A 17,865-nucleotide genomic window follows, 5' to 3' on the forward strand; every position below is an offset into this window, starting at 1 on the left:
CTTAAGCATTCAGTCAAAATTCCACATCTATAAGGATAGTTTATGGCGCATCAGCTAAAGCGGCTTGTCCCCCTTGTGACCTTATTTACTTCCCTCTCGGCTTTCGCAAATTCTCAAGCCACAGATGCATTTGCTCCAGAAATCGCCACTGGTTTAGACAAGAAATCACTCGTCGTCAGTCAAGATTGGATGGTGACAGCCGCGAACCCCACAGCAACTAATGCAGGTGCTAAGGTGCTTGAACAAGGTGGCAACGCCATTGATGCGATGGTCGCCATTCAACTTATGCTCGGGCTTGTTGAGCCTCAATCGAGCGGCATTGGTGGCGGGTCTTTTTTGGTGTATTGGGATAGCAAACAATCAAAGCTAACTACTTATGATGGCCGAGAAACGGCGCCAGCTGCCGTCGATGGCGATCTATTTATTGGCGAAGATGGCAAACCGATGGGCTTTTTTGACGCCGTCGTTGGTGGTCGATCGGTGGGCACGCCTGGCACCGTAAAACTACTCTGGGACGTACATCAGAAATACGGTAAGTTGGATTGGAACCAAATCATCGAACCTATTGCAGAGCAAGCAGAACAAGGCTTCGTGATTAGTGCCCGACTCGCCAAACTGATAGCAAATGATGTTACCTTTCTTGGCAAGCATCCTGATACTGCTCGCTATTTCTTGCAAAGTGACGGCTCACCGAAAATGGAAGGCACGCTACTCAAGAACCCACAATATGCAGAAACTCTGCGACTCATGGCGGCTAAAGGTAGTGATGGCTTCTACAAAGGCGCCGTGGCCGAATCTATGATTAATGCTGTTAAAAGTCAGTCGAAGACCAATCCTGGGCTGTTAACGCACGACGATCTAACTCGCTATCAAGTTGCTGAGCGCAGCGCAGTCTGTGCACCTTATAAACAGTTCGATATTTGTGGAATGGGTCCACCGAGTAGTGGCGCATTGACACTCGGACAAATTATGATGCTCACCGAACCACATAAGCTCGATAGACTCGGCAGTGACAACCCGGTGAGTTGGCAGATTTTAGCCGACGCTTCAAGGCTCGCCTTTGCTGACCGTGGTTTATTTATGGCGGACAGCGATTTTGTTGATGTGCCTGTAGCGGGCTTACTTGATTCCAACTATATGCGCTCACGCAGCGAACTCATTACACCAAACCGTGCGTTGGGATCAGTGGCAGCCGGTACTCCACCTTCTGTTAATACAAGCAGCCTTTCGGCCGATCAAAGTCTTGAGCTACCTTCAACGACTCACTTTAATGTGGTCGATAGCGAAGGCAATGTAGTATCGATAACATCTTCCATCGAGAATGTGTTTGGTTCACGAGTCATGGCTAGCGGCTTTCTGCTCAACAATGAACTTACCGATTTTTCATTCGTGGCCGAAAGCAACGGCAAACCCGTTGCCAATCGCGTAGAGCCTAACAAACGACCTCGCTCATCAATGGCACCCACTATTGTCATGGAGCAAGGAAAGCCTTACATGGCCATTGGCTCACCGGGCGGAAGCCGCATCATAGGCTATGTCGCTCAAACTCTGATAGCGCATTTAGATTGGGGGATGACTATTCAACAAGCGATAGATCAACCGAGAATGATCAATCGATTTGGTGAAATGGATATTGAAGTCAATACACCGCTGGCAGAGTACGCACAGCAGTTTGAGAAGATGGGCTTTAAAGTTAAAGCTCGTGAACTCAACTCAGGTTTGCACGCGATTAGGATTACTTCTGAGGGGCTTGAGGGAGCGGCCGATCCGCGAAGAGAAGGTATCGCTGTCGGGAAATGATGTATTGAGCGTTATGTTAAGGCGTTAACAAGCATTCGAACTGAGCTAGATGCAATGTTCTACCATTGACTCGCACTGGTTCAGTTCGTTCCGAGACTCTGTTGAAACCTGACTTTTCTAATACTCGTGCCGACGCAGGATTGTTAGTCGCGGCTTTCGCATAGACAAGCTGCACACCGTAATCTTTATGAAGAAGTTGCATCACTCTAGCAACCGCAAAAGAAGCGACGCCTTGTTGTTGGTAGTCTTCCGCTACTCGATAGCCTAACTCACACTCTCTAGAAGCGCACGCTCTATGAGTGGACTCCCCTGCAGTCAGTTGGGTCGCATTTATCCGCGCAATAATTTTGTCCGAGTCAACAACAACAAAAAATAGACTGGTTTCCTGCTCATGTTCGTCAAGTAGTCCTTGCTGAGCCTGACAGAACGAAACGAAATTAGAGTAGCTAGCAGGCCTTGCTGGAACAAACTGTTCAAACCAGGCTTTGTTCTCTTGTTCAAAATCGAACAACGCATCGAAATGCTGTGTATTGAGTCGCTCTACATCCATTTCTGCTACTCCACATCTCAATAAGCGCTAATAGCACCTTGGCTTCGTTTTTTTAGCTGGCTTTTTTAACGAACTTAGCGGTGATCATCATTTCACCCGCACCGTCAACTTTGCAATCCAGCTGATGGTCTTTGCCCTCAACGATACGCCTTACCACCGCTTTGGTGCCGATTTTTAACACCAGCGAGCTACCTTTGACTTTCAAATCTTTGGCTAACGTGACACGGTCACCTTCTTCAAGCTTTGTGCCGTTCGCATCTTTGATGTTCAGTTCACTATCCTCTGCAAGCTCTACAGGATTCCACTCATGAGCACATTCAGGACAAATCAATTGGTTTTGGTCTTGATAGACATATTCAGACTGGCAATTTGGACAAGGAGGCAACGACATAACTTCATCAATTCTTTAGCAAATAATGCGGGGCATTCTGCCTTATTACCAGTTACCTGTCGACCTTCTCCCCCTATCAAGCAACTCAGAAAGAATAGCTCCAACAGCTATTTTCTATTGGAACCGGATCCGCTTCACAGTTATCGCGTACCAAGTCTGGTGTGACGAACTACACTGGATTCAGCTTCGTACTCTATATAGCCCCTGCGGGGAACTATCGTTAGAACAAACAACAAGGAACCACGTTATGATTCAACAAGGTCAAACATTACCCGCCTCGACGCTAAGTGAACTCACATCTGATGGCATGGTTAACCATGAAGTAGAAACCCTATTTAAAGATAAGAAAGTCGTTTTATTTGCCGTTCCGGGTGCGTTTACACCAACCTGTTCGGAAGCGCATTTACCAGGATTTATTGTTCTAGCTGATAAATTAAAAGAGAAAGGCGTGGATTTAATTTGCTGCGTTTCAGTTAATGACGCGTTTGTGATGAAGGCATGGGGCGACTCCCAAAATGCCAGTGAACTGATGATGCTCGCTGATGGCGATGGCGCATTCACCAAAGCCATTGGCCTAGATATGGATACCGCTTCGTTTGGTGGAGTCCGCTCTCAGCGCTACGCAATGATTGTTGATAACGGTGTGGTAACCCAACTTAATGTCGAAGCACCGAGCCAGTTTGAAGTCAGCACCGCCGAGGCTATTCTAAAAGCGCTTTAATCCTAACATGCACATGATGGTGAGCCTCCTACCAAGGGATGCTCACCATCATGGCAATTAAGACACCCGCCGAAAAGCTCGGCCAATGAAATCGACTATCTTGGGCTTTGTAGTACTCTCGGTGAATCTCTTCTTGAAACGTTTTTATCGCGAGTGTTTTATCGTAGTTGTTTTGCATAGCCTGCCCTCTTTAGTTTCCCTAGATACGGGCTAAGCGTAAAACCTAAAGTTATATTGAGGTCAATAACTAATTTTCATTCATGTTGCCTGTGATCACCTTAAGCTGCGACCACTTTGTCAGCCATTGTTTTTCTTCGACTCGTTGCAGAAAAATGCTTCTGTCTCTTTTGGGATTGTGAGTAATCTGGCCAAAGAGAAGCGTTTCAAAACCAAATGCAGCGATACATTCAAACTCATTCTCAGCAAGCTTTCTTATGCCTACTGCCGTCTCTTTTTCCGGCCAGAAACTCATCGCATGTAATGTGCTTGTGTAAGGGCCATCACCGTTTCTTTGGTGCATTAAAGCTTGGTTGCGAACTTGCCATTCAAGTTGCGGCATCGCTGTAGAAAGCTGATGCTGATAATCAAGGTAAGCGTTGGGATTGGACTCACGTTCGTCAAAATAGATAACGTCGATATCATTGAGAGGCGTTGCAACAGGCTTATTATGTAAATGATCCCAAACTAGATTTCTTAAAAATCCAGCGGCGACATAACACTGAGGCAAATCTAGCCTACGGACTTGCTCTAATACCGACAGTCTTATCGGATCTTGCTTAATAAGATCAAGTATTTGCTGCATTGAGTAGTCCTAGCATGTGACGGAGCGCGCTATTGTTTCACCACAAGTAAAACTCCGCAAGAAGCGAAAATGCCACTAGAGAGTTTACTCAAACAGCGACTTGAGCGCCTACTTTTCAGTTGATCACGCATTGCGGTAGCAAAGCCAGCATAAAATGTCAGCACGCCACCCACAGCGAACATCGAAAGCATATAGATAGTGGCACTATCAACGATTGTTAGCGAACTAAGATCAACGAATGCAGGAAGAAAGCCCATGTAAAATAAAATGGCTTTGGGGTTGGAAAGCGTCATCACTAAGCCTGTCAACACACTGGAACCTGACCCCTCTGCACCACTTTGCTCAGTATTAGGATTCGAATGCCAAACCTTCCATGCCATCCATATTAGGTAGGACGCTCCAATATACTTCAAAATTGCAGCGAACTCGCCTAAGAGTGAGGCTAATGTCGTTAGCCCAAGTAGCGCCAAACTAATCAAGACTATGTCCGCGATAATCACACCGACTACCACCAGCACCCCTTGTGCCATGCCACTCGACAAACTCCTAGAGACGACAGCTAAAACACTAGGCCCCGGAATGGCGGCGGAAAGTGCCAAAGCTAAAAAAAGAGCGAATGATGAAGCGAGTGTCATAATACCGTCTCCGGAACAATCATCGGCAAATCAGTACAACCAAAATCTAAGCCTATTTGACTCAATAAACAGGTAAGTTGGCCTCTATGATGAGTTTGATGATTAAAGATATGCTGGCAAAACTGAGCGACTGTTCGCTCCATCAGTACGCCTTCTGTCGTGGTGTAGCGAACAAGTCGTTGGCAAGATTCATGCGTAAGCTGACGAGTGACATCGATATAAATGTCATCGACAGTGCTTCTTAAAGATTTTAAATGTTCGATATCTTTCACAAAGGTATCGTGGATCGATTTGGATGTAGGGAGATTGGCTAGCCTATCCTCCGCGACATCAACACACTGGTTGGCGACCAAGCGTTGTAACATGATCAGATCACCAAACAATATGTGGTTCCAATGCGCCATAATCGACGTAAAAAATGCACCGCGATCTTGGTGAAGCTCTTCATTACTCAGAGTTTCGCATACTTTTATCAGTTGCTGATTCATTCGCTGGTTGTACAGCGCCAACACTCTAAAGTTAGCTGCAATATCCATAGAGCCTCCTTGCTCTTACATAATTCACTGTTGGGTAAGCTCTTGCCCCTGGTAGTACTTTACATCGGCAAGCTCCAGCATAGGCAGATCCTCTGGGGTATCGCCATAGGCGTAAATTTTGCCAAACTGACTGATATTGAGTGAAGATTTTAGAAACGTCACCTTACGCTCTTCGCTGCAATCCCCTTGAACATAACGCCCAGTATAGCGAGCCCCCCTCACCTCTAATTGACTACAGATGAGTTTAACACCCTGTTGTTCACACCAAATCCGAAGATAAGGGTCTAGCGATGCAGAGACGACAATGACCTCATCACCTTGCTGCTGATGCCAACGGATCTTCTCGACCATTTCAGGTCTTACTACCTTGTTTAAGTACTCATGATTAAAGTGGCGAGCACAGGCAATCACATCGCTTTCTTTTCGGTGCCAATAGGCAACCTTCGATAAAATGGGGCGCGTTTTGCTCGCGGGCAACCAACCTATTTTGTAAAGAGCGATCACCGGCCACACTATACTAAGCCCAATGACAATTCGTGACTTGGAAGATGCGTAAAACAAAAAAGCAGTAAACGTATCCTCAGTGGTAATGGTGCCGTCAAAATCAAATAGTGCTAGATTCGCCACTGCTCACACCAATCGTTTAGTAAAGTAATGCTTACTGTGATTCGATGGGTAGTTTTCTAACGTCATATGACACTGGTATCCATGCTTTTCATAGAACGCTTTTGCTTGAAAACTAAAGGTATCAAGCAACACCGAGTGACATCCCACCTCTTGAGCATGGGATTCGACACGCGATAACAACTCGCTACCAATGCCGGTACCGCGAATCGACGAATCGACCCAGAGAAATTGAATAGACAGCCAATCTCCGATGATTTCTGCAGTGATTCCGGCCTTCTTCTTCCCCTGCTCAGTGACATAAAACGCGACCTTGTCATGGCGTACTGCACCCAAAAAAGGTCGGTTGTGCTCAACTAGACCTTGCCGTATCTCATTAATGTCGGCATCAGTAGGGTCGAGATCGATTTCATAGTTCATAGATGTTCCAATACCTAATGCTTGAGCCAAGCTGGAAAGATTTCATTTTACTGGGTCGATGTTAACTTCTGTATTTCATGCCCGTTCAGACTCAAAACAATAATAACAGCACCCTCAAGAGTAAACCTCAAAAATAGAATCAATAATGATTGGTAAATTGCCTCTCAAAGACTGCGCACCAAAGACCGAACGAGCATGAACCCCTTTATCTCCAAACACTTCTGCCATCAAGTCCGAACAGCCATCTAGGACTTTAGGGTGTTGTTCAAACGTCTCTGTGGCATTAACAAATCCTTGAAGCTTGACCACTCTGGCAACTCTATCAAGGCTACCCAATTCAAGTTTCACCGCAGCCAGTATGTCTAGTCCTGTCACCTTCGCAAACTCATATCCTTGCTCAGTCGTATATTCTCGACCGAGTTTACCTTTAGGGACATCATCTAGACCCGCTACGGGGCCTTTTCCAGACACATACAAAAGATTGCCAGTACGGACACAGTTACAATAGCTACCCTGAGGATCACTCGCTGTAGGTAGAACAAGTTCGAGCTCGGCAATTCGACTTTCGATAGACATAAATTCTCCTTTAAACGCGAAAACTACTCTTGCTTTAAACCAGCTCGTTCCACAATCCCTGACTCAAAACCATCAATACTTTGCTGGTTTTTCTTTCGCCAATAATTCTCAATACCGTCAGAGCCGAGTCTATCCGCCCACTTATCCAAGTCATCTCGATCACCCTCATAGTGATAGTACGGGACTGACATGCCACAAGATGCCTGAACAAGATCTATATCAACAATGAAGATTTGCCTATTAGAATGACTATGAGGAAATAACGGCGCGTAATCGCTCCAACGCTCATCATTAATATGAAGCGCTTCTGCTTGCCCGTAAGTTCTCAAAATTAGAGGGGCTCCTTCGAATGCACAAAACATCAGCGTCATACGGCTATTAAGAAGAACATGAGCGGCAGATTCATTGCCACTTCCTGTTAAATTCAGCCAAGCGATCTGTTTGTTGTTAATGACTCGTAGTGAGTCACCTCCCTTTGGCGACAAATTTACTGTGCCACTCTCAGCCGCCGTTGCCACAAAATAGATCTTCTGCGACTCAATAAACTCAACGTGCTTTTGTGTTAACTCACTAAATTTCTTTCCCATAGATCTTAATTCCCTGTGCCAAACGGATTCCTATTTTCCCCAACTTAACTGATGACACTATCATCGAGTTTAGCTTGGGTTTCTATATCCACGTATTCAACCAGTTGAATCAAAAAATGTAACCTTTGATAAGGCTAAATTTTGATCTGCCTCGGGAAGTTAGCAGAAGGTTCAACATGTAATCGAAGACATCTTAAATAGGGACATAATTGGCTGACTTACCCAAGGTTAGTCGAACTACTCAGCGCACAATTTATTTAACCTTTGTATTATTGCTGGTTTAAGAACACTTTTCTGCGCCTTACCCAACGCACTGTCGCAACAACCATAAACGAGAGTAAAAAGATCCAGTACAACATTCCGAGCATGCTCTTGGTTACAGTGAACATTGACGCGGCCTCGGCCATGAGCGGAGTTACGTCTTCATAGCTCGACAGCATCAACCAAATACTGATGTTTTCTAGGTAGTCGGCAACTGCAGAGAGTACAGGCAACATTGCCAACCATTGCCATACGCCATTGGTAATTCCGCATTTCGCAAGAAGCCAGACAAACAAAAGGTAATAAGTCATCGCAAACATTGCCGGATAGATCATATCCAGTGCTAGCTGAGTTAAATAGAATGCACGCCCTTCACCGCCAAGTGCGACCAACAAGGTCATAGCTTGATCGTAACTGTAACCCATCGGTGACATGTCAAATATTGGCAGCCCAGAGGAGTACTCCATTAGTGTGGGTATGGTATAGCCCAGCATTAATGCATAGATCAAATTAGTCACGATTAATAGAGCGATTATCTGCCTTCCTGATGGCAGTTTTGGTAAATAACGTATCATGGTTCTTTCTTGTTCACCGTATATCTTGACCCCATTTCGAGGTATCTCATGCGATGCGGATATTCAATCAGTTGACAAGCAAGTTGTAACTACACTAAGTGGGGATTTTTGAAGTGACTCTAGAATAGAGCAAAGATATGCCGTACTCACTATCAGAACTTGGGCAATACAGACTTTAGTTGGAAGGATTAAAACTTCTAGGATTATACGAATCTTGTTTATGACGGAGGCGGCAAGTCGTATTGCCACCTCAAAGAGATCTATGTCGTTATTTCTATAGCGACTATTGAAGTTCTGTCGCTTGATTTTCTACTTTTTTGTTTCCGCAAAAGGTACACGTAAGTACCAGCTCTTGCTCATCCAGTTTTTTAAGTGCCATATCTGTGTTTTCACCTATTAGCAGAGTCTCAACGACGTACTTCTTTACCCCACCCCAGAATGTATTGGGATAGTTATCTTTTGCCTCTTGAAGATGCTGTTTATGTTGAGTAACTTGACTGCACTTTTTACAATAGCTTTCCATATAGTCCGCCTTTGGTTAATTATCTCGCCAAGACTAACCAAGCACAGAACTTGTGAAAACACTCAATAATAAATTTTATGCAAAAATGTAACCACAATGTGAAGTAAGTAGTCAACACTCCGGCCATTAACAAATTTGATAGTTATATATGGCCGGAGAATTGACTACTATTTGCTATTTGCTTCGGTGATAGCCAGGAGTAATAAAAGGCCCCAACAACATGTTAAGCTTTTTGAAAAAGCCTTGATGCTCTTCTTTAAAAATCGTTTCTGCTTCTTGAGCGCTATCGGCACTAATGATCAAAGACTGTTCAATAAACCCCTGTTCAATCAACTGACTTGCCTCTTGCTTATAGGTCTCAGAACTTGTCTCTAAGTAGGTATATCCGCCATCTTTCGTAAAGAACTTAAACTCCATGAATCCCCCCAAATAGTGTCAATTCAGTACTGACGCTAACAGCTAGATTTAAGGATAGGATATTAATTTTCCCACGATACGAGTCATCACACATCCGCGACTAAAGTCTTTGCAATAGTATTTTCATTCTCTTTCAGATAGGCAATATCTGAAAGGTAGGCAAGATGATGACCGTCGTTGATATTCTCAAGAAAAGCCTGATTACCTTGATTTGCTTGTGTATGCATGAAATCTACTAACGCCTGAATTCGATTCACCATTACCTCGACTAAACACAGCCTCAACTCAACACCTAAGCTGTAGGCATCACAAAACAACTTTGCTCTCTGCATCTGAATCTGTAAATCACCGAATGCATCATCGCTGTGAGTTTTGAAAGGTGCCCAAGTATAAACGGCGTAGGCGATGTCCCAAATCCTAGAGCCTGGGTGCGCGGTATCAAAATCAAATACCCCGACTACCGAGGGTCCATTCAAGGCAACGTTGTATGGCGCAAAGTCTCCATGACAAATAACCTCTATCGGTTCTATCGTAGGTAGCATCCAACGCATAGTACTCACGTCTGCGGTCTCAACTAAACTGCTTGATGCATCATGATACGCTCGCAACAGTTGTGCCGCTGAAGCGAGTGCATCAGATAAGGCAATATCACCCTCAAGAGGGAAGTTCGTCGTTTCGCCTGGCACAAACGACAAAATTTCATTACCGTTTTCGTCAAAACCAAAAGACTTGGGTGCGGCTGAAAACCCGACGCGTTCTAGATGATTCAGTAATGTATGAACCGCTGGCGACCAAGGGCCAGCCGGCCTCAGGACTTTATCTTCCTTTCGATAGATGGCAGCACCTCTGCCACCGGATAATTCCTCTATCAAGTTCAACGCTCCCTGCATAAATCTGATAGTTAACTAAATATCTACTGCTGCTACTCTGGACAGTACTTGTTAAACATCACGCAGCAGGTTAGGACAAAAGCTAAAAATAAACTCACGCCCCAAAGACCATCGCTATAAAACGACATCTCGCCTTCGGACCATACCCTAAGACCAATGTTAAACAACTCGCCATTAATACCAAGCACCAATACTGATACCGCGAAATATCGAACAAACTCGATTGTGAGCCGTTTCGTCGTTTCTAGATGCTTAGCCAATGTCTATTCCTTATAGTGGCTATTCGAGGATGACAAACCGTAAACTGGGGGTTAATGTTCTTTAGCGTAATGGTTACTTTGCCACAAAGGCATGTCGCTGATTGGCTCATATCAACCTCCTTGTTATTTGATCGGATTTCGCTTTTTGACATACTTAAAGGCGCGAAACTCGTTATTTGGAACGGCTGCACTTTCACTGATTTTCACGTAGCCTAGTTTTTCATAGAAATGCTGGTTTCTGTATGACTTGGCAGGTGTCAGCAATTTGAAGCCAATAGCATTGAGGTAGTTCTCTTCCAACTCTGTCATCACCCATGAACCGATTTGGTTGCCTTGGAAGCTCGATGCCACAAACACATACTTAATCTCCACCAGCTCATCACTATCAAGCTCAGCACACAAACCACCGACTAACTGCTCCTGCCATATGATGAGAAAGAAGTTACCAGCATTGATTTGAGATTCTCTCCATTCAATAGATTCTATGTTTGGTGGGTAAGACCCGTATTTACGTTTATCTTCTTCGAAAGCATCGAGTGCGCAGCTTTGCAGGTTTCTAGCATCAACTATGGATGCTAATTTAAGGTTTATGTGCTCCACGATCCATTCTCCCATGGTTTTCTGCCAATACTTTCAATACCTATGGCGCAATTTGCAAAGTCATTGGCACAAATCGGATCCCATTAAATTCTGACTCAGGTCCTGTAGCAACAAAACCATGCTTCTCATAGAAACTCATCGCGTTGACTGAAGAACGTAGACTGACTTCTGCCACATCTGTGCTGCTCAACAAGTGAGATAAAATAAAGTGTCCAACTCCCGTTCCCTGTGATTGTTTAGAGACAAATAAATGTGTTAGAAATTCATTCTGTCCTTGCGTATTGAGGAGAGGTAATACATCAAGGGTCGCAACCTCTTTGACCAATGCATGTATGCTACTCAAATCATTTTTTGAAACAATTTGCGCTTCCATACTTCCCCATGCTCGTCATCTTCATGACATCGTGAAAGCCATAATTTTATGGATTGAATCTGAACTCGCGTCAATTTCAACCCACTCCATGGCTTGATAGAATTCTGGAATGTCTGTGTATGCCAGAGTTTGAGGTTGTCCCAACGCCATCACTTTTTGAGTAGCGAGCTCAACAAGTTGTTTCGCGAGACCTTTTTTACGAAATTCGGGTAAGACATACAGTGCATTTATCCATATCACCGACTTACGAGTCAAAGGGTGTGGATAATGCGTAAAAGCAATACCTGCGACAGGCTTGTTATCGACTACGACAGCTATCGGCTGTGGTAACTGAACGCTATAGTTATCGAAGGAAAAGTCCGGCCATTGCACCTTAAAGAGCCTTTCGACACCAAAGAAATATTTAGAATCTGGCTCACACTGGACTATGTTCATACCGCCTCGCTTCTTCGTGCACCTGATTAATCAAAGCTCATCCAACGTACTTGAGATCAAAGCAGAGTCTAGATAAGCCCTTACCTTTATCAGCCTTCCATGACCAAATTCACATACCCAACAATACCGGTTGTTAAAAGGTCGACCGGACTTGGTATATGAATCGGCCACGAGCTTCACAGCAACGCTCGAACCATATAGACTTCTTACTCTTTGCCTAGAGGTCTAGTTACGCATATACACAAAGTGCTCATCTTGGTTGACAACCGTAAAGCCAAATCTCTCATACAAGCTATGTACTTGATTACCTTTAAGGTAACAAAGATGGATAGTTTTCGAGCGAGATCGCGCAATACAAGCTTTCATGACAGCGCTTCCAATACCCATACCTTGATAGTCGGGCAACAAGAAGAAACGGCCGAAGTAGTAACCATCAGGTTGTACTTCGAATAGATAACTACCTATCCTTTTCCCATCAAGTTCGATTATTGTTGGCTTAGCTTCGTTCCACTCTTGTTCGTGTAATTGGCGCTGAGTTGTTTCATCCCAACCAAAGACTCTAACCACCGCGTCATACTCAGCGGCTTTCTTGAGTTCAAAAAGAAACTCAAAGTCATCATGAGAGGCCGCTCTCTCTTTGTACTTCATGCGCCAGATGATTCCCTTGTTTTCATTTTAAACAACTCTACACGCTACCTTCAATTGCGATTGCTACCCTCACATTACCCAACGAAAGTACGGCCTCTGTCCGTCCAAACGTTCCACCTCCGCTCCGAGCCTTTTATAGAACTCATGGGCTTTGTTATTGTGGGGACTAGCAGTCCACGAGATGTGGGAAACAGATGATGACATTGCTTGAGATTGTAAGGCCAACATTAGCTTATGACCGTGACCGTTTGATCTTTGATTTTCTGCCACTAAGAGATCATCAAGCCAGATGGAAGGCTCTCCACTAAAAGAAGAATATCGGTAGTGGAATAAGGCAAAGCCTAAGACGTCGTTGTCCTGCTCCAATAATAAAGCGTGCGCAAATGGATAATCACCAAACAAAGTGCGTTCAATTTTCTCAACAGTCGTAGAGATTTCACCACTAAAGCCCTTCATAGCACGGTCAAACTCCGCTTTTTGCTCGATAAGGCTCAACAGCGTACTTGCGTCACTCTTAATCGCACTCCTTACGATCACAATCATCTCCCTACCTAGAACCAATTGGTCAATATCAATCCATTTGTTAAGTGTTAGTTAGGCGCTAGCCTCAAGCTTCCAAGGTGGGTTCAACCGATTTTCTCCCGCCCAATACAGCTTAATTTTGTTGCCTGATGGATCTGTCAACGCGGCTTCTTCCCAAAGGTAAGTTTGCATAGTGATATCTTGTGTAAACTTGATGCCCGCCGCCTTTAGATCAGCGACCAATTGATGCAGGTTTTCATGCTCAAAGTAAACGACTCCACGGCAATCTAGGCCTTGTTTTTCTGTGTCTAAATAAACAGAAAACGTAGCGTCGCCATCAGGAAACGAAAAGCGAGCATAATGATCGTTACCAACAATTTGAGTCAACCCCAGTTTCTTATAAAACTCGACCGCCAACTTTATATCGTGAACGGCTAATGTAACCTGGTTTAGATTCATGTACTTTCCTTGTTTTATTTTTCACCGCTAACACCTAACTCAGCAAATTTAGCATCCGGGTCTTTCATTACATCTTCCAATAGTTGTTTTCTGCGATCAAATTCTAAGAAAAACCGCGCTATACAACAAACGCTACCAAACTAAATCGCCTAAAGCAGTAGTAGATTTTTCGCACTAATGATTAGACCATCTCCAACACACGCATATCGAGGTAAGCAATGATTTTGTGGGAAGAAGAGTCACTTAAAGATCGTGAAAACATCTTGGAGTTTCTCTATGACTTCAACCCTGATGCGGCAGAGAAAACTGACAACCTCATCGAAGCAAAAGTAGAAAATTCGCTAGAGCAGCCACTTATGAGTGTGCAGCGAGACGGTATTCGTGGGCGACTACATATAATTGCTGAGATTTTGATGGTCGTCTCCTATTGGATCGAAGGCGACATTATCCGAATTATGCGCGTGCTCCACCAGAAACAAAAATTTCCCATGGATTGATTGCTTCCCCTGGGGAACTAACGCATTGTTAAGTAGCAGCTAACTACCACTACACTCAAACTAAGCCACCGGAATCACTAAACCCAATTCAAACCAAAATCGCCGAACGTTAGCTGTCTGCTTGAGCAATTTGTTAGCTGCTAGCTCGGCTGCTTGAGAAAGACCTTTACATTATTTGGTATCTGATACCAATCCAATTTTTCACTAACCCAAACATGCGCTTGAGGTTCGAAAATATCAGTTGAAGATAGATCAATTGGTTTTAGCTTTAACTTAACTGTTTCCGGTGCATCTGGGTTGAAGTGATAAATTCTGTTTCCACAGCTTGGACAAAACATTGCGCAGTTTCGATTACCACTATCAGCTAAGCGCTCCCAGCTTCTCAGTTGACCCGAAAACTCTATTTTAGATACATCAACAACCGCAGTTATGCTAAATGGACTAGTAGATAGCTTTTGACACTCTGTACAGTGACAAGCAAAGACCATTAATGGTTTTTCATGTAATTCATAGGTAACTTGTCCGCACTGACATGCTCCTTGAAGTGGATAATCCATTAGTTCCTCCTTTGAACATGGATGGCAGCTAACGCCTTGTTAAGTAGCAGCTAACTACCACCACACCAAAACAAAGCCACCATAATCACTAAACTCAATCCAAACCAAAATCGCCGACTGTTAGCTGTCTGCTTGAACAAATTGTTATATGCCCTTACGACTTACCTAGATATGGTGTAAGAAGCTCACTAACTTGAACGCGACACAAACCAATCTCTACATCAATCCCCGCTTCCCTGAGAATTTTCACACCCTTACCACTATTGCGACGGTCTGGGTCTAACATAGCAACAACCACCCGTTTGATACCTGATTTAACAAGAGTAGTTGCACACGCTGGCGTCCAACCAATAAATGAGCAAGGTTCTAGCGTTTCATAGGCAGTAATATTATCCATCACTCCATCATACGCATTGAGAGCCTGAACTTCCGCGTGATTACCACCGACTACTTGAGTGACCCCCTCGGATACAATCTTGTCACCATCTACAAGTACGCATCCAACGGGAGGATTTGGAGTACACTCAGGTAAGGCCAATTGCGATATTTCCAATGCTCTGAGCATATAAACTTCTGACATTATTTCGTATCCATTCGACAAGGCATATAACGCCGCGTTAAGTGGTGAGTAACGTACCACAAAAATTAAATCGACCACCGTAAACATATAAGCTAACAGTTACACCAAAATTGCCTAGCGTTACGAATCCACTTGAAGCATTTGTTATGTGCGTACTAATTGGTGCAGCATTTTTATTAATTGATGCTCTCCAACTATCTCTACTTCTTGGATAAATTCAAAACCAAGCCGTTCATAGTAACTACGTAAATAGCTATGAGCATGAATTTCTATAGAGCTTACACCTTGCTTTTGGGCATACTCAATTAACTTATTTACGACGATTGAGGCGATACCACGACCTCGGTAAGCTTCGAGAACGGCAACTCTTGCCATTACCGAAGAACCATCAGTATTGATAACTAGACGCGCCGTCGCTACCGTCTGATTCGCCTCTGTAACTAAGGCATGTTCCGCAACTCTATCTAAACCATCAAAGTCCAGTTCATTCGGAATACTTTGCTCCATAGTGAAGACTTGATACCTAATAGCCTGAGCCTTTTCGATGAGATCAGCAGACTTCCCGATTGTTACTTCCATGCCAATTTCCTCGTAAGCACATAACGCCCTGCTAAGTGGCGCTAACGATTAACTTTCCAAGCGCACTTAACTTCAAACCAAAACCGCCAAGCTTATGGCGTCCACTTGAGCAGTTTGTTAGCTTTTTCGTGCAATAATGCCTGCGTTGCTCACCAAGGTTTTGAAGTAACGCTCTCCCCTCAAAACCAATGACCAACATGACGCAACAGAGTTGAACTGTCCAAAAACTCATAGCCCAAGTTGACGAAACTCAGAGGCAGCTCAAGGTTCTTTCACTGAAGCCAACAACCACGTGCGCCAATTTTTTCTTGAACACAAACATTACAACACTAAAGAAGAAGCACACTAAAATGCTGAGATTGGCACTGATTAACCGGTGAAAAGCTAGAGCGATGAATCCGTACACCAATAAACTAAACCGTGAAAGCTAACGCCTGCTTAAGTTGTGAGTGACGCATCCACCAAACTTAAATTAACCACCGTAAACACATAAACTTATATTTACACCAAAAATGCCAAGCGTTACGAATCGACTTGAAGCATTTGTTATGTGAATTCTCGATTGAAGCGGCGAACTTTTGTACGCACATTTTTCATCGGTGATGACGTATTAAACTGAATCATGCGCCCCAAAGTCCATTGTTCATACCACGTAACACCATACAGCTCATGGTCACTTAAGCTTGAAATAAGTAATAGTATCTCGTTAACCGTAAACTCAAGCTCATTGAGTAAATCATCGTATTTCCAATCACGGTACTCAGCATGGAAACTTTCTGCGAGCGAGCCTAATTGGTTCCATTTGTAACCAGTTTCTGGGAAATCAACATGTGAATTTTGAGATCTTAAATAATGCCATTTAAGAACGAGTTTACCCCAGCCAATCAAGTAAGCCACTGTATCACTAACGCTAATGACGGTACCTTTGACGTTTCCCTCAACTCCGGATTTACGAACTTGGTTTTCTGGAATTGAACGATAGTCAGCCATGAGTTTCGGAAAGATTGAATTTATGGCTAACTCCAATTCATCCTTATTTCTTGGTACAGAAGACATTTTGAGCTCCATTCACATAACGCCTTGTTAAGTAGCAGCTAACTACCACTACACCCAAACAAAGCCACCATAATCACTAAACTAAATCCAAACTAAAATCGCCAACTGTTAGCTGTCTGCTTGAACAATTTGTTAGCGCACTGACCAACACACCGCCGTTTCTGCAAAAATTTCGTGAATCTCACTAGGAGAATAGCTACCATCCAAGGTAGCAAGTGTTACTGATACTCTATTTGGATATCTCTGGCTATCAGACCACTCTATATTTGAGCCACACGTTCTACAGAATTTACGAGTAACATGTGCAGATGAACTGTATTCTGTAATTTCAGTCAGCTCTGAGATATAACGCAGGTCATTTTTAAGGACGGTCACATAAGTAGCGAATGCTGAACCATGTAGCTTTTGACACATCTTGCAGTGACAATGAGAAGCTCGAAAAGGCTCAGTTAACAACTCATATTGAACCGCACCACATTGGCAGCTACCTTTAATCAAACTACATACCTCCTAGTTGTATGATTGTGCGCTAACGCCGCGTTAAGTGGTGAACAACGCCAGCCACCAAACCTAACCAATTGTACCTTAAACACTTAACCTGACTGGAACTGAAATCGCCACGCGTTGTGAATCCGTCTTAAACGCTTTGTTAGGCTAATTCTGCCTGAAGTTCTTGAATACATGTTTGGCTTTGTTGTAAATAAAACTTAGAACAACACCGACAACGACGAACAGGGCAAAGTCGATAACAGCTAGTTTAAGACTGAATGGATCTGAAAACAGGTTATAGGTGAACCCCATTTGTGACCCGATAAATTTGGCTAAAAAGACTGTAGCGATGATTAGAAGTATATTCACTTGTTACCTGCTAAATTGACTTAAATTAGAGTTCTACAGCACATACTACTTTTGCTCACATCTCGGGCAAGAAAACAGATCTCGATTTCTCTTGAAATGGGGATGAAATATGAATTTCACCACGATTAGCCTA

General features: G+C 43.7%; 29 protein-coding genes. 3 read left to right on the forward strand and 26 right to left on the reverse strand.

Going from position 1 to position 17,865, the window contains the following annotated elements; translation table 11 throughout:
- The first annotated feature begins 42 nt into the window (after nucleotides 1–42).
- Nucleotides 43–1,800 carry a gamma-glutamyltransferase gene (ggt, locus tag PG915_RS09365; protein ID WP_353496285.1) on the forward strand — a complete coding sequence of 586 codons (1,758 nt, stop codon included), beginning with the start codon at nucleotides 43–45 and terminating at the stop codon, nucleotides 1,798–1,800.
- Nucleotides 1,801–1,816: 16 nt separating this feature from the next.
- Here ggt and PG915_RS09370 read toward each other — a convergent pair whose 3' ends face one another.
- Nucleotides 1,817–2,350, reverse strand: a complete 534-nt coding sequence (locus PG915_RS09370; RefSeq protein ID WP_353496286.1) for a GNAT family N-acetyltransferase — start codon at nucleotides 2,348–2,350, stop codon at nucleotides 1,817–1,819.
- A gap of 52 nt (nucleotides 2,351–2,402) precedes the next feature.
- Nucleotides 2,403–2,741 (reverse strand): zinc ribbon domain-containing protein YjdM, encoded by a 339-nt coding sequence (locus PG915_RS09375; protein WP_112460837.1) that lies wholly within the window; start codon nucleotides 2,739–2,741, stop codon nucleotides 2,403–2,405.
- A 247-nt stretch (nucleotides 2,742–2,988) separates the two neighbouring features.
- On the opposite strand from PG915_RS09375, the gene PG915_RS09380 reads away from it, so the two are divergent.
- Nucleotides 2,989–3,462 (forward strand): peroxiredoxin, encoded by a 474-nt coding sequence (locus PG915_RS09380; RefSeq protein WP_353496287.1) that lies wholly within the window; start codon nucleotides 2,989–2,991, stop codon nucleotides 3,460–3,462.
- A gap of 28 nt (nucleotides 3,463–3,490) precedes the next feature.
- On the opposite strand, the gene PG915_RS09385 is transcribed toward PG915_RS09380, so the two are convergent.
- From PG915_RS09385 to PG915_RS09475, 19 genes are all read right to left on the reverse strand, one after another.
- Entirely contained in the window at nucleotides 3,491–3,640 is a 150-nt protein-coding gene (locus PG915_RS09385) for a hypothetical protein (protein WP_353496288.1), read from the reverse strand.
- A 69-nt stretch (nucleotides 3,641–3,709) separates the two neighbouring features.
- Nucleotides 3,710–4,264: a nucleotidyltransferase family protein gene (locus tag PG915_RS09390; protein ID WP_353496289.1), complete on the reverse strand. Its 555-nt coding sequence runs from the start codon at nucleotides 4,262–4,264 to the stop codon at nucleotides 3,710–3,712.
- Nucleotides 4,265–4,293: 29 nt separating this feature from the next.
- Nucleotides 4,294–4,899, reverse strand: coding sequence for a LysE family translocator (locus tag PG915_RS09395; protein WP_353496290.1), 606 nt, complete (start codon nucleotides 4,897–4,899; stop codon nucleotides 4,294–4,296).
- Entirely contained in the window at nucleotides 4,896–5,435 is a 540-nt protein-coding gene (locus tag PG915_RS09400) for a DinB family protein (RefSeq protein ID WP_353496291.1), read from the reverse strand. The genes PG915_RS09395 and PG915_RS09400 overlap by 4 nt, the downstream gene beginning before the upstream one ends.
- 24 nt (nucleotides 5,436–5,459) lie before the next feature.
- Complete coding sequence (locus PG915_RS09405; RefSeq protein WP_353496292.1) at nucleotides 5,460–6,062, reverse strand: HAD family hydrolase; 603 nt, start codon at nucleotides 6,060–6,062, stop codon at nucleotides 5,460–5,462.
- 3 nt (nucleotides 6,063–6,065) lie between these two features.
- Entirely contained in the window at nucleotides 6,066–6,479 is a 414-nt protein-coding gene (locus tag PG915_RS09410) for a GNAT family N-acetyltransferase (protein WP_353496293.1), read from the reverse strand.
- A gap of 114 nt (nucleotides 6,480–6,593) precedes the next feature.
- Complete coding sequence (locus tag PG915_RS09415; protein ID WP_353496294.1) at nucleotides 6,594–7,055, reverse strand: RidA family protein; 462 nt, start codon at nucleotides 7,053–7,055, stop codon at nucleotides 6,594–6,596.
- Between the two features lie 23 nt (nucleotides 7,056–7,078).
- Complete coding sequence (locus PG915_RS09420) at nucleotides 7,079–7,642, reverse strand: pyridoxamine 5'-phosphate oxidase family protein (RefSeq protein WP_353496295.1); 564 nt, start codon at nucleotides 7,640–7,642, stop codon at nucleotides 7,079–7,081.
- Nucleotides 7,643–7,911: 269 nt separating this feature from the next.
- Nucleotides 7,912–8,478 carry a hypothetical protein gene (locus PG915_RS09425; protein WP_353496296.1) on the reverse strand — a complete coding sequence of 189 codons (567 nt, stop codon included), beginning with the start codon at nucleotides 8,476–8,478 and terminating at the stop codon, nucleotides 7,912–7,914.
- Nucleotides 8,479–8,761: 283 nt separating this feature from the next.
- Nucleotides 8,762–9,001, reverse strand: a complete 240-nt coding sequence (locus PG915_RS09430) for a hypothetical protein (RefSeq protein WP_042499796.1) — start codon at nucleotides 8,999–9,001, stop codon at nucleotides 8,762–8,764.
- A 174-nt stretch (nucleotides 9,002–9,175) separates the two neighbouring features.
- On the reverse strand, nucleotides 9,176–9,418 hold the full coding sequence (locus PG915_RS09435) for a hypothetical protein (protein ID WP_353496297.1): 243 nt from the start codon (nucleotides 9,416–9,418) through the stop codon (nucleotides 9,176–9,178).
- Nucleotides 9,419–9,504: 86 nt separating this feature from the next.
- Nucleotides 9,505–10,287, reverse strand: coding sequence for an aminoglycoside phosphotransferase family protein (locus tag PG915_RS09440; RefSeq protein WP_353498698.1), 783 nt, complete (start codon nucleotides 10,285–10,287; stop codon nucleotides 9,505–9,507).
- Nucleotides 10,288–10,340: 53 nt separating this feature from the next.
- Complete coding sequence (locus tag PG915_RS09445) at nucleotides 10,341–10,568, reverse strand: hypothetical protein (RefSeq protein ID WP_353496298.1); 228 nt, start codon at nucleotides 10,566–10,568, stop codon at nucleotides 10,341–10,343.
- Between the two features lie 123 nt (nucleotides 10,569–10,691).
- Nucleotides 10,692–11,183, reverse strand: coding sequence for a GNAT family N-acetyltransferase (locus tag PG915_RS09450; RefSeq protein ID WP_353496299.1), 492 nt, complete (start codon nucleotides 11,181–11,183; stop codon nucleotides 10,692–10,694).
- Nucleotides 11,184–11,208: 25 nt separating this feature from the next.
- Entirely contained in the window at nucleotides 11,209–11,541 is a 333-nt protein-coding gene (locus PG915_RS09455) for a GNAT family N-acetyltransferase (RefSeq protein WP_353496300.1), read from the reverse strand.
- Between the two features lie 21 nt (nucleotides 11,542–11,562).
- The gene (locus PG915_RS09460; RefSeq protein ID WP_353496301.1) at nucleotides 11,563–11,976 is read right to left on the reverse strand and encodes a GNAT family N-acetyltransferase; all 414 of its coding nucleotides are present in this window, start codon (nucleotides 11,974–11,976) and stop codon (nucleotides 11,563–11,565) included.
- A 225-nt stretch (nucleotides 11,977–12,201) separates the two neighbouring features.
- The gene (locus PG915_RS09465) at nucleotides 12,202–12,624 is read right to left on the reverse strand and encodes a GNAT family N-acetyltransferase (protein WP_353496302.1); all 423 of its coding nucleotides are present in this window, start codon (nucleotides 12,622–12,624) and stop codon (nucleotides 12,202–12,204) included.
- Nucleotides 12,625–12,693: 69 nt separating this feature from the next.
- Nucleotides 12,694–13,167, reverse strand: a complete 474-nt coding sequence (locus PG915_RS09470; RefSeq protein ID WP_353496303.1) for a GNAT family N-acetyltransferase — start codon at nucleotides 13,165–13,167, stop codon at nucleotides 12,694–12,696.
- A gap of 51 nt (nucleotides 13,168–13,218) precedes the next feature.
- Entirely contained in the window at nucleotides 13,219–13,605 is a 387-nt protein-coding gene (locus PG915_RS09475) for a VOC family protein (protein WP_353496304.1), read from the reverse strand.
- Between the two features lie 218 nt (nucleotides 13,606–13,823).
- On the opposite strand from PG915_RS09475, the gene PG915_RS09480 reads away from it, so the two are divergent.
- Nucleotides 13,824–14,102 carry a type II toxin-antitoxin system RelE/ParE family toxin gene (locus PG915_RS09480; protein WP_353496305.1) on the forward strand — a complete coding sequence of 93 codons (279 nt, stop codon included), beginning with the start codon at nucleotides 13,824–13,826 and terminating at the stop codon, nucleotides 14,100–14,102.
- Between the two features lie 140 nt (nucleotides 14,103–14,242).
- Here PG915_RS09480 and PG915_RS09485 read toward each other — a convergent pair whose 3' ends face one another.
- The 5 genes from PG915_RS09485 to PG915_RS09505 all read right to left on the reverse strand — a co-directional run bounded on the left by PG915_RS09485 (nucleotide 14,243) and on the right by PG915_RS09505 (nucleotide 17,372).
- Nucleotides 14,243–14,659, reverse strand: coding sequence for a GFA family protein (locus PG915_RS09485; protein ID WP_353496306.1), 417 nt, complete (start codon nucleotides 14,657–14,659; stop codon nucleotides 14,243–14,245).
- 154 nt (nucleotides 14,660–14,813) lie between these two features.
- Nucleotides 14,814–15,239, reverse strand: a complete 426-nt coding sequence (locus tag PG915_RS09490) for a bifunctional diaminohydroxyphosphoribosylaminopyrimidine deaminase/5-amino-6-(5-phosphoribosylamino)uracil reductase RibD (protein WP_353496307.1) — start codon at nucleotides 15,237–15,239, stop codon at nucleotides 14,814–14,816.
- Nucleotides 15,240–15,383: 144 nt separating this feature from the next.
- Nucleotides 15,384–15,818, reverse strand: a complete 435-nt coding sequence (locus PG915_RS09495; RefSeq protein WP_353496308.1) for a GNAT family N-acetyltransferase — start codon at nucleotides 15,816–15,818, stop codon at nucleotides 15,384–15,386.
- A 546-nt stretch (nucleotides 15,819–16,364) separates the two neighbouring features.
- On the reverse strand, nucleotides 16,365–16,874 hold the full coding sequence (locus PG915_RS09500; protein WP_353496309.1) for a ClbS/DfsB family four-helix bundle protein: 510 nt from the start codon (nucleotides 16,872–16,874) through the stop codon (nucleotides 16,365–16,367).
- Nucleotides 16,875–17,006: 132 nt separating this feature from the next.
- A complete protein-coding gene (locus PG915_RS09505; RefSeq protein WP_353496310.1) occupies nucleotides 17,007–17,372 on the reverse strand; it encodes a GFA family protein in 366 nt (121 codons plus the stop codon).
- Nucleotides 17,373–17,865: the final 493 nt, after the last annotated feature.

The sequence above is a fragment of the Vibrio sp. CB1-14 genome (assembly GCF_040412085.2).
Lineage (GTDB): Bacteria > Pseudomonadota > Gammaproteobacteria > Enterobacterales > Vibrionaceae > Vibrio > Vibrio chaetopteri.

Bases quoted from the DNA above. Each gene is read 5' to 3' on its own strand.
- PG915_RS09450 (WP_353496299.1), bottom strand. From the start codon at position 11,183: ATGGGAGAATGGATCGTGGAGCACATAAACCTTAAATTAGCATCCATA.
- PG915_RS09495 (WP_353496308.1), bottom strand. From the start codon at position 15,818: ATGGAAGTAACAATCGGGAAGTCTGCTGATCTCATCGAAAAGGCTCAG.
- PG915_RS09415 (WP_353496294.1), bottom strand. From the start codon at position 7,055: ATGTCTATCGAAAGTCGAATTGCCGAGCTCGAACTTGTTCTACCTACA.
- PG915_RS09460 (WP_353496301.1), bottom strand. From the start codon at position 11,976: ATGAACATAGTCCAGTGTGAGCCAGATTCTAAATATTTCTTTGGTGTC.
- PG915_RS09470 (WP_353496303.1), bottom strand. From the start codon at position 13,167: ATGATTGTGATCGTAAGGAGTGCGATTAAGAGTGACGCAAGTACGCTG.
- PG915_RS09480 (WP_353496305.1), top strand. From the start codon at position 13,824: ATGATTTTGTGGGAAGAAGAGTCACTTAAAGATCGTGAAAACATCTTG.
- PG915_RS09485 (WP_353496306.1), bottom strand. From the start codon at position 14,659: ATGGATTATCCACTTCAAGGAGCATGTCAGTGCGGACAAGTTACCTAT.
- PG915_RS09380 (WP_353496287.1), top strand. From the start codon at position 2,989: ATGATTCAACAAGGTCAAACATTACCCGCCTCGACGCTAAGTGAACTC.
- PG915_RS09370 (WP_353496286.1), bottom strand. From the start codon at position 2,350: ATGGATGTAGAGCGACTCAATACACAGCATTTCGATGCGTTGTTCGAT.
- PG915_RS09410 (WP_353496293.1), bottom strand. From the start codon at position 6,479: ATGAACTATGAAATCGATCTCGACCCTACTGATGCCGACATTAATGAG.
- PG915_RS09435 (WP_353496297.1), bottom strand. From the start codon at position 9,418: ATGGAGTTTAAGTTCTTTACGAAAGATGGCGGATATACCTACTTAGAG.
- PG915_RS09420 (WP_353496295.1), bottom strand. From the start codon at position 7,642: ATGGGAAAGAAATTTAGTGAGTTAACACAAAAGCACGTTGAGTTTATT.
- PG915_RS09465 (WP_353496302.1), bottom strand. From the start codon at position 12,624: ATGAAGTACAAAGAGAGAGCGGCCTCTCATGATGACTTTGAGTTTCTT.
- PG915_RS09400 (WP_353496291.1), bottom strand. From the start codon at position 5,435: ATGGATATTGCAGCTAACTTTAGAGTGTTGGCGCTGTACAACCAGCGA.
- PG915_RS09390 (WP_353496289.1), bottom strand. From the start codon at position 4,264: ATGCAGCAAATACTTGATCTTATTAAGCAAGATCCGATAAGACTGTCG.
- PG915_RS09455 (WP_353496300.1), bottom strand. From the start codon at position 11,541: ATGGAAGCGCAAATTGTTTCAAAAAATGATTTGAGTAGCATACATGCA.
- PG915_RS09425 (WP_353496296.1), bottom strand. From the start codon at position 8,478: ATGATACGTTATTTACCAAAACTGCCATCAGGAAGGCAGATAATCGCT.
- ggt (WP_353496285.1), top strand. From the start codon at position 43: ATGGCGCATCAGCTAAAGCGGCTTGTCCCCCTTGTGACCTTATTTACT.
- PG915_RS09430 (WP_042499796.1), bottom strand. From the start codon at position 9,001: ATGGAAAGCTATTGTAAAAAGTGCAGTCAAGTTACTCAACATAAACAG.
- PG915_RS09500 (WP_353496309.1), bottom strand. From the start codon at position 16,874: ATGTCTTCTGTACCAAGAAATAAGGATGAATTGGAGTTAGCCATAAAT.
- PG915_RS09375 (WP_112460837.1), bottom strand. From the start codon at position 2,741: ATGTCGTTGCCTCCTTGTCCAAATTGCCAGTCTGAATATGTCTATCAA.
- PG915_RS09395 (WP_353496290.1), bottom strand. From the start codon at position 4,899: ATGACACTCGCTTCATCATTCGCTCTTTTTTTAGCTTTGGCACTTTCC.
- PG915_RS09475 (WP_353496304.1), bottom strand. From the start codon at position 13,605: ATGAATCTAAACCAGGTTACATTAGCCGTTCACGATATAAAGTTGGCG.
- PG915_RS09385 (WP_353496288.1), bottom strand. From the start codon at position 3,640: ATGCAAAACAACTACGATAAAACACTCGCGATAAAAACGTTTCAAGAA.
- PG915_RS09490 (WP_353496307.1), bottom strand. From the start codon at position 15,239: ATGTCAGAAGTTTATATGCTCAGAGCATTGGAAATATCGCAATTGGCC.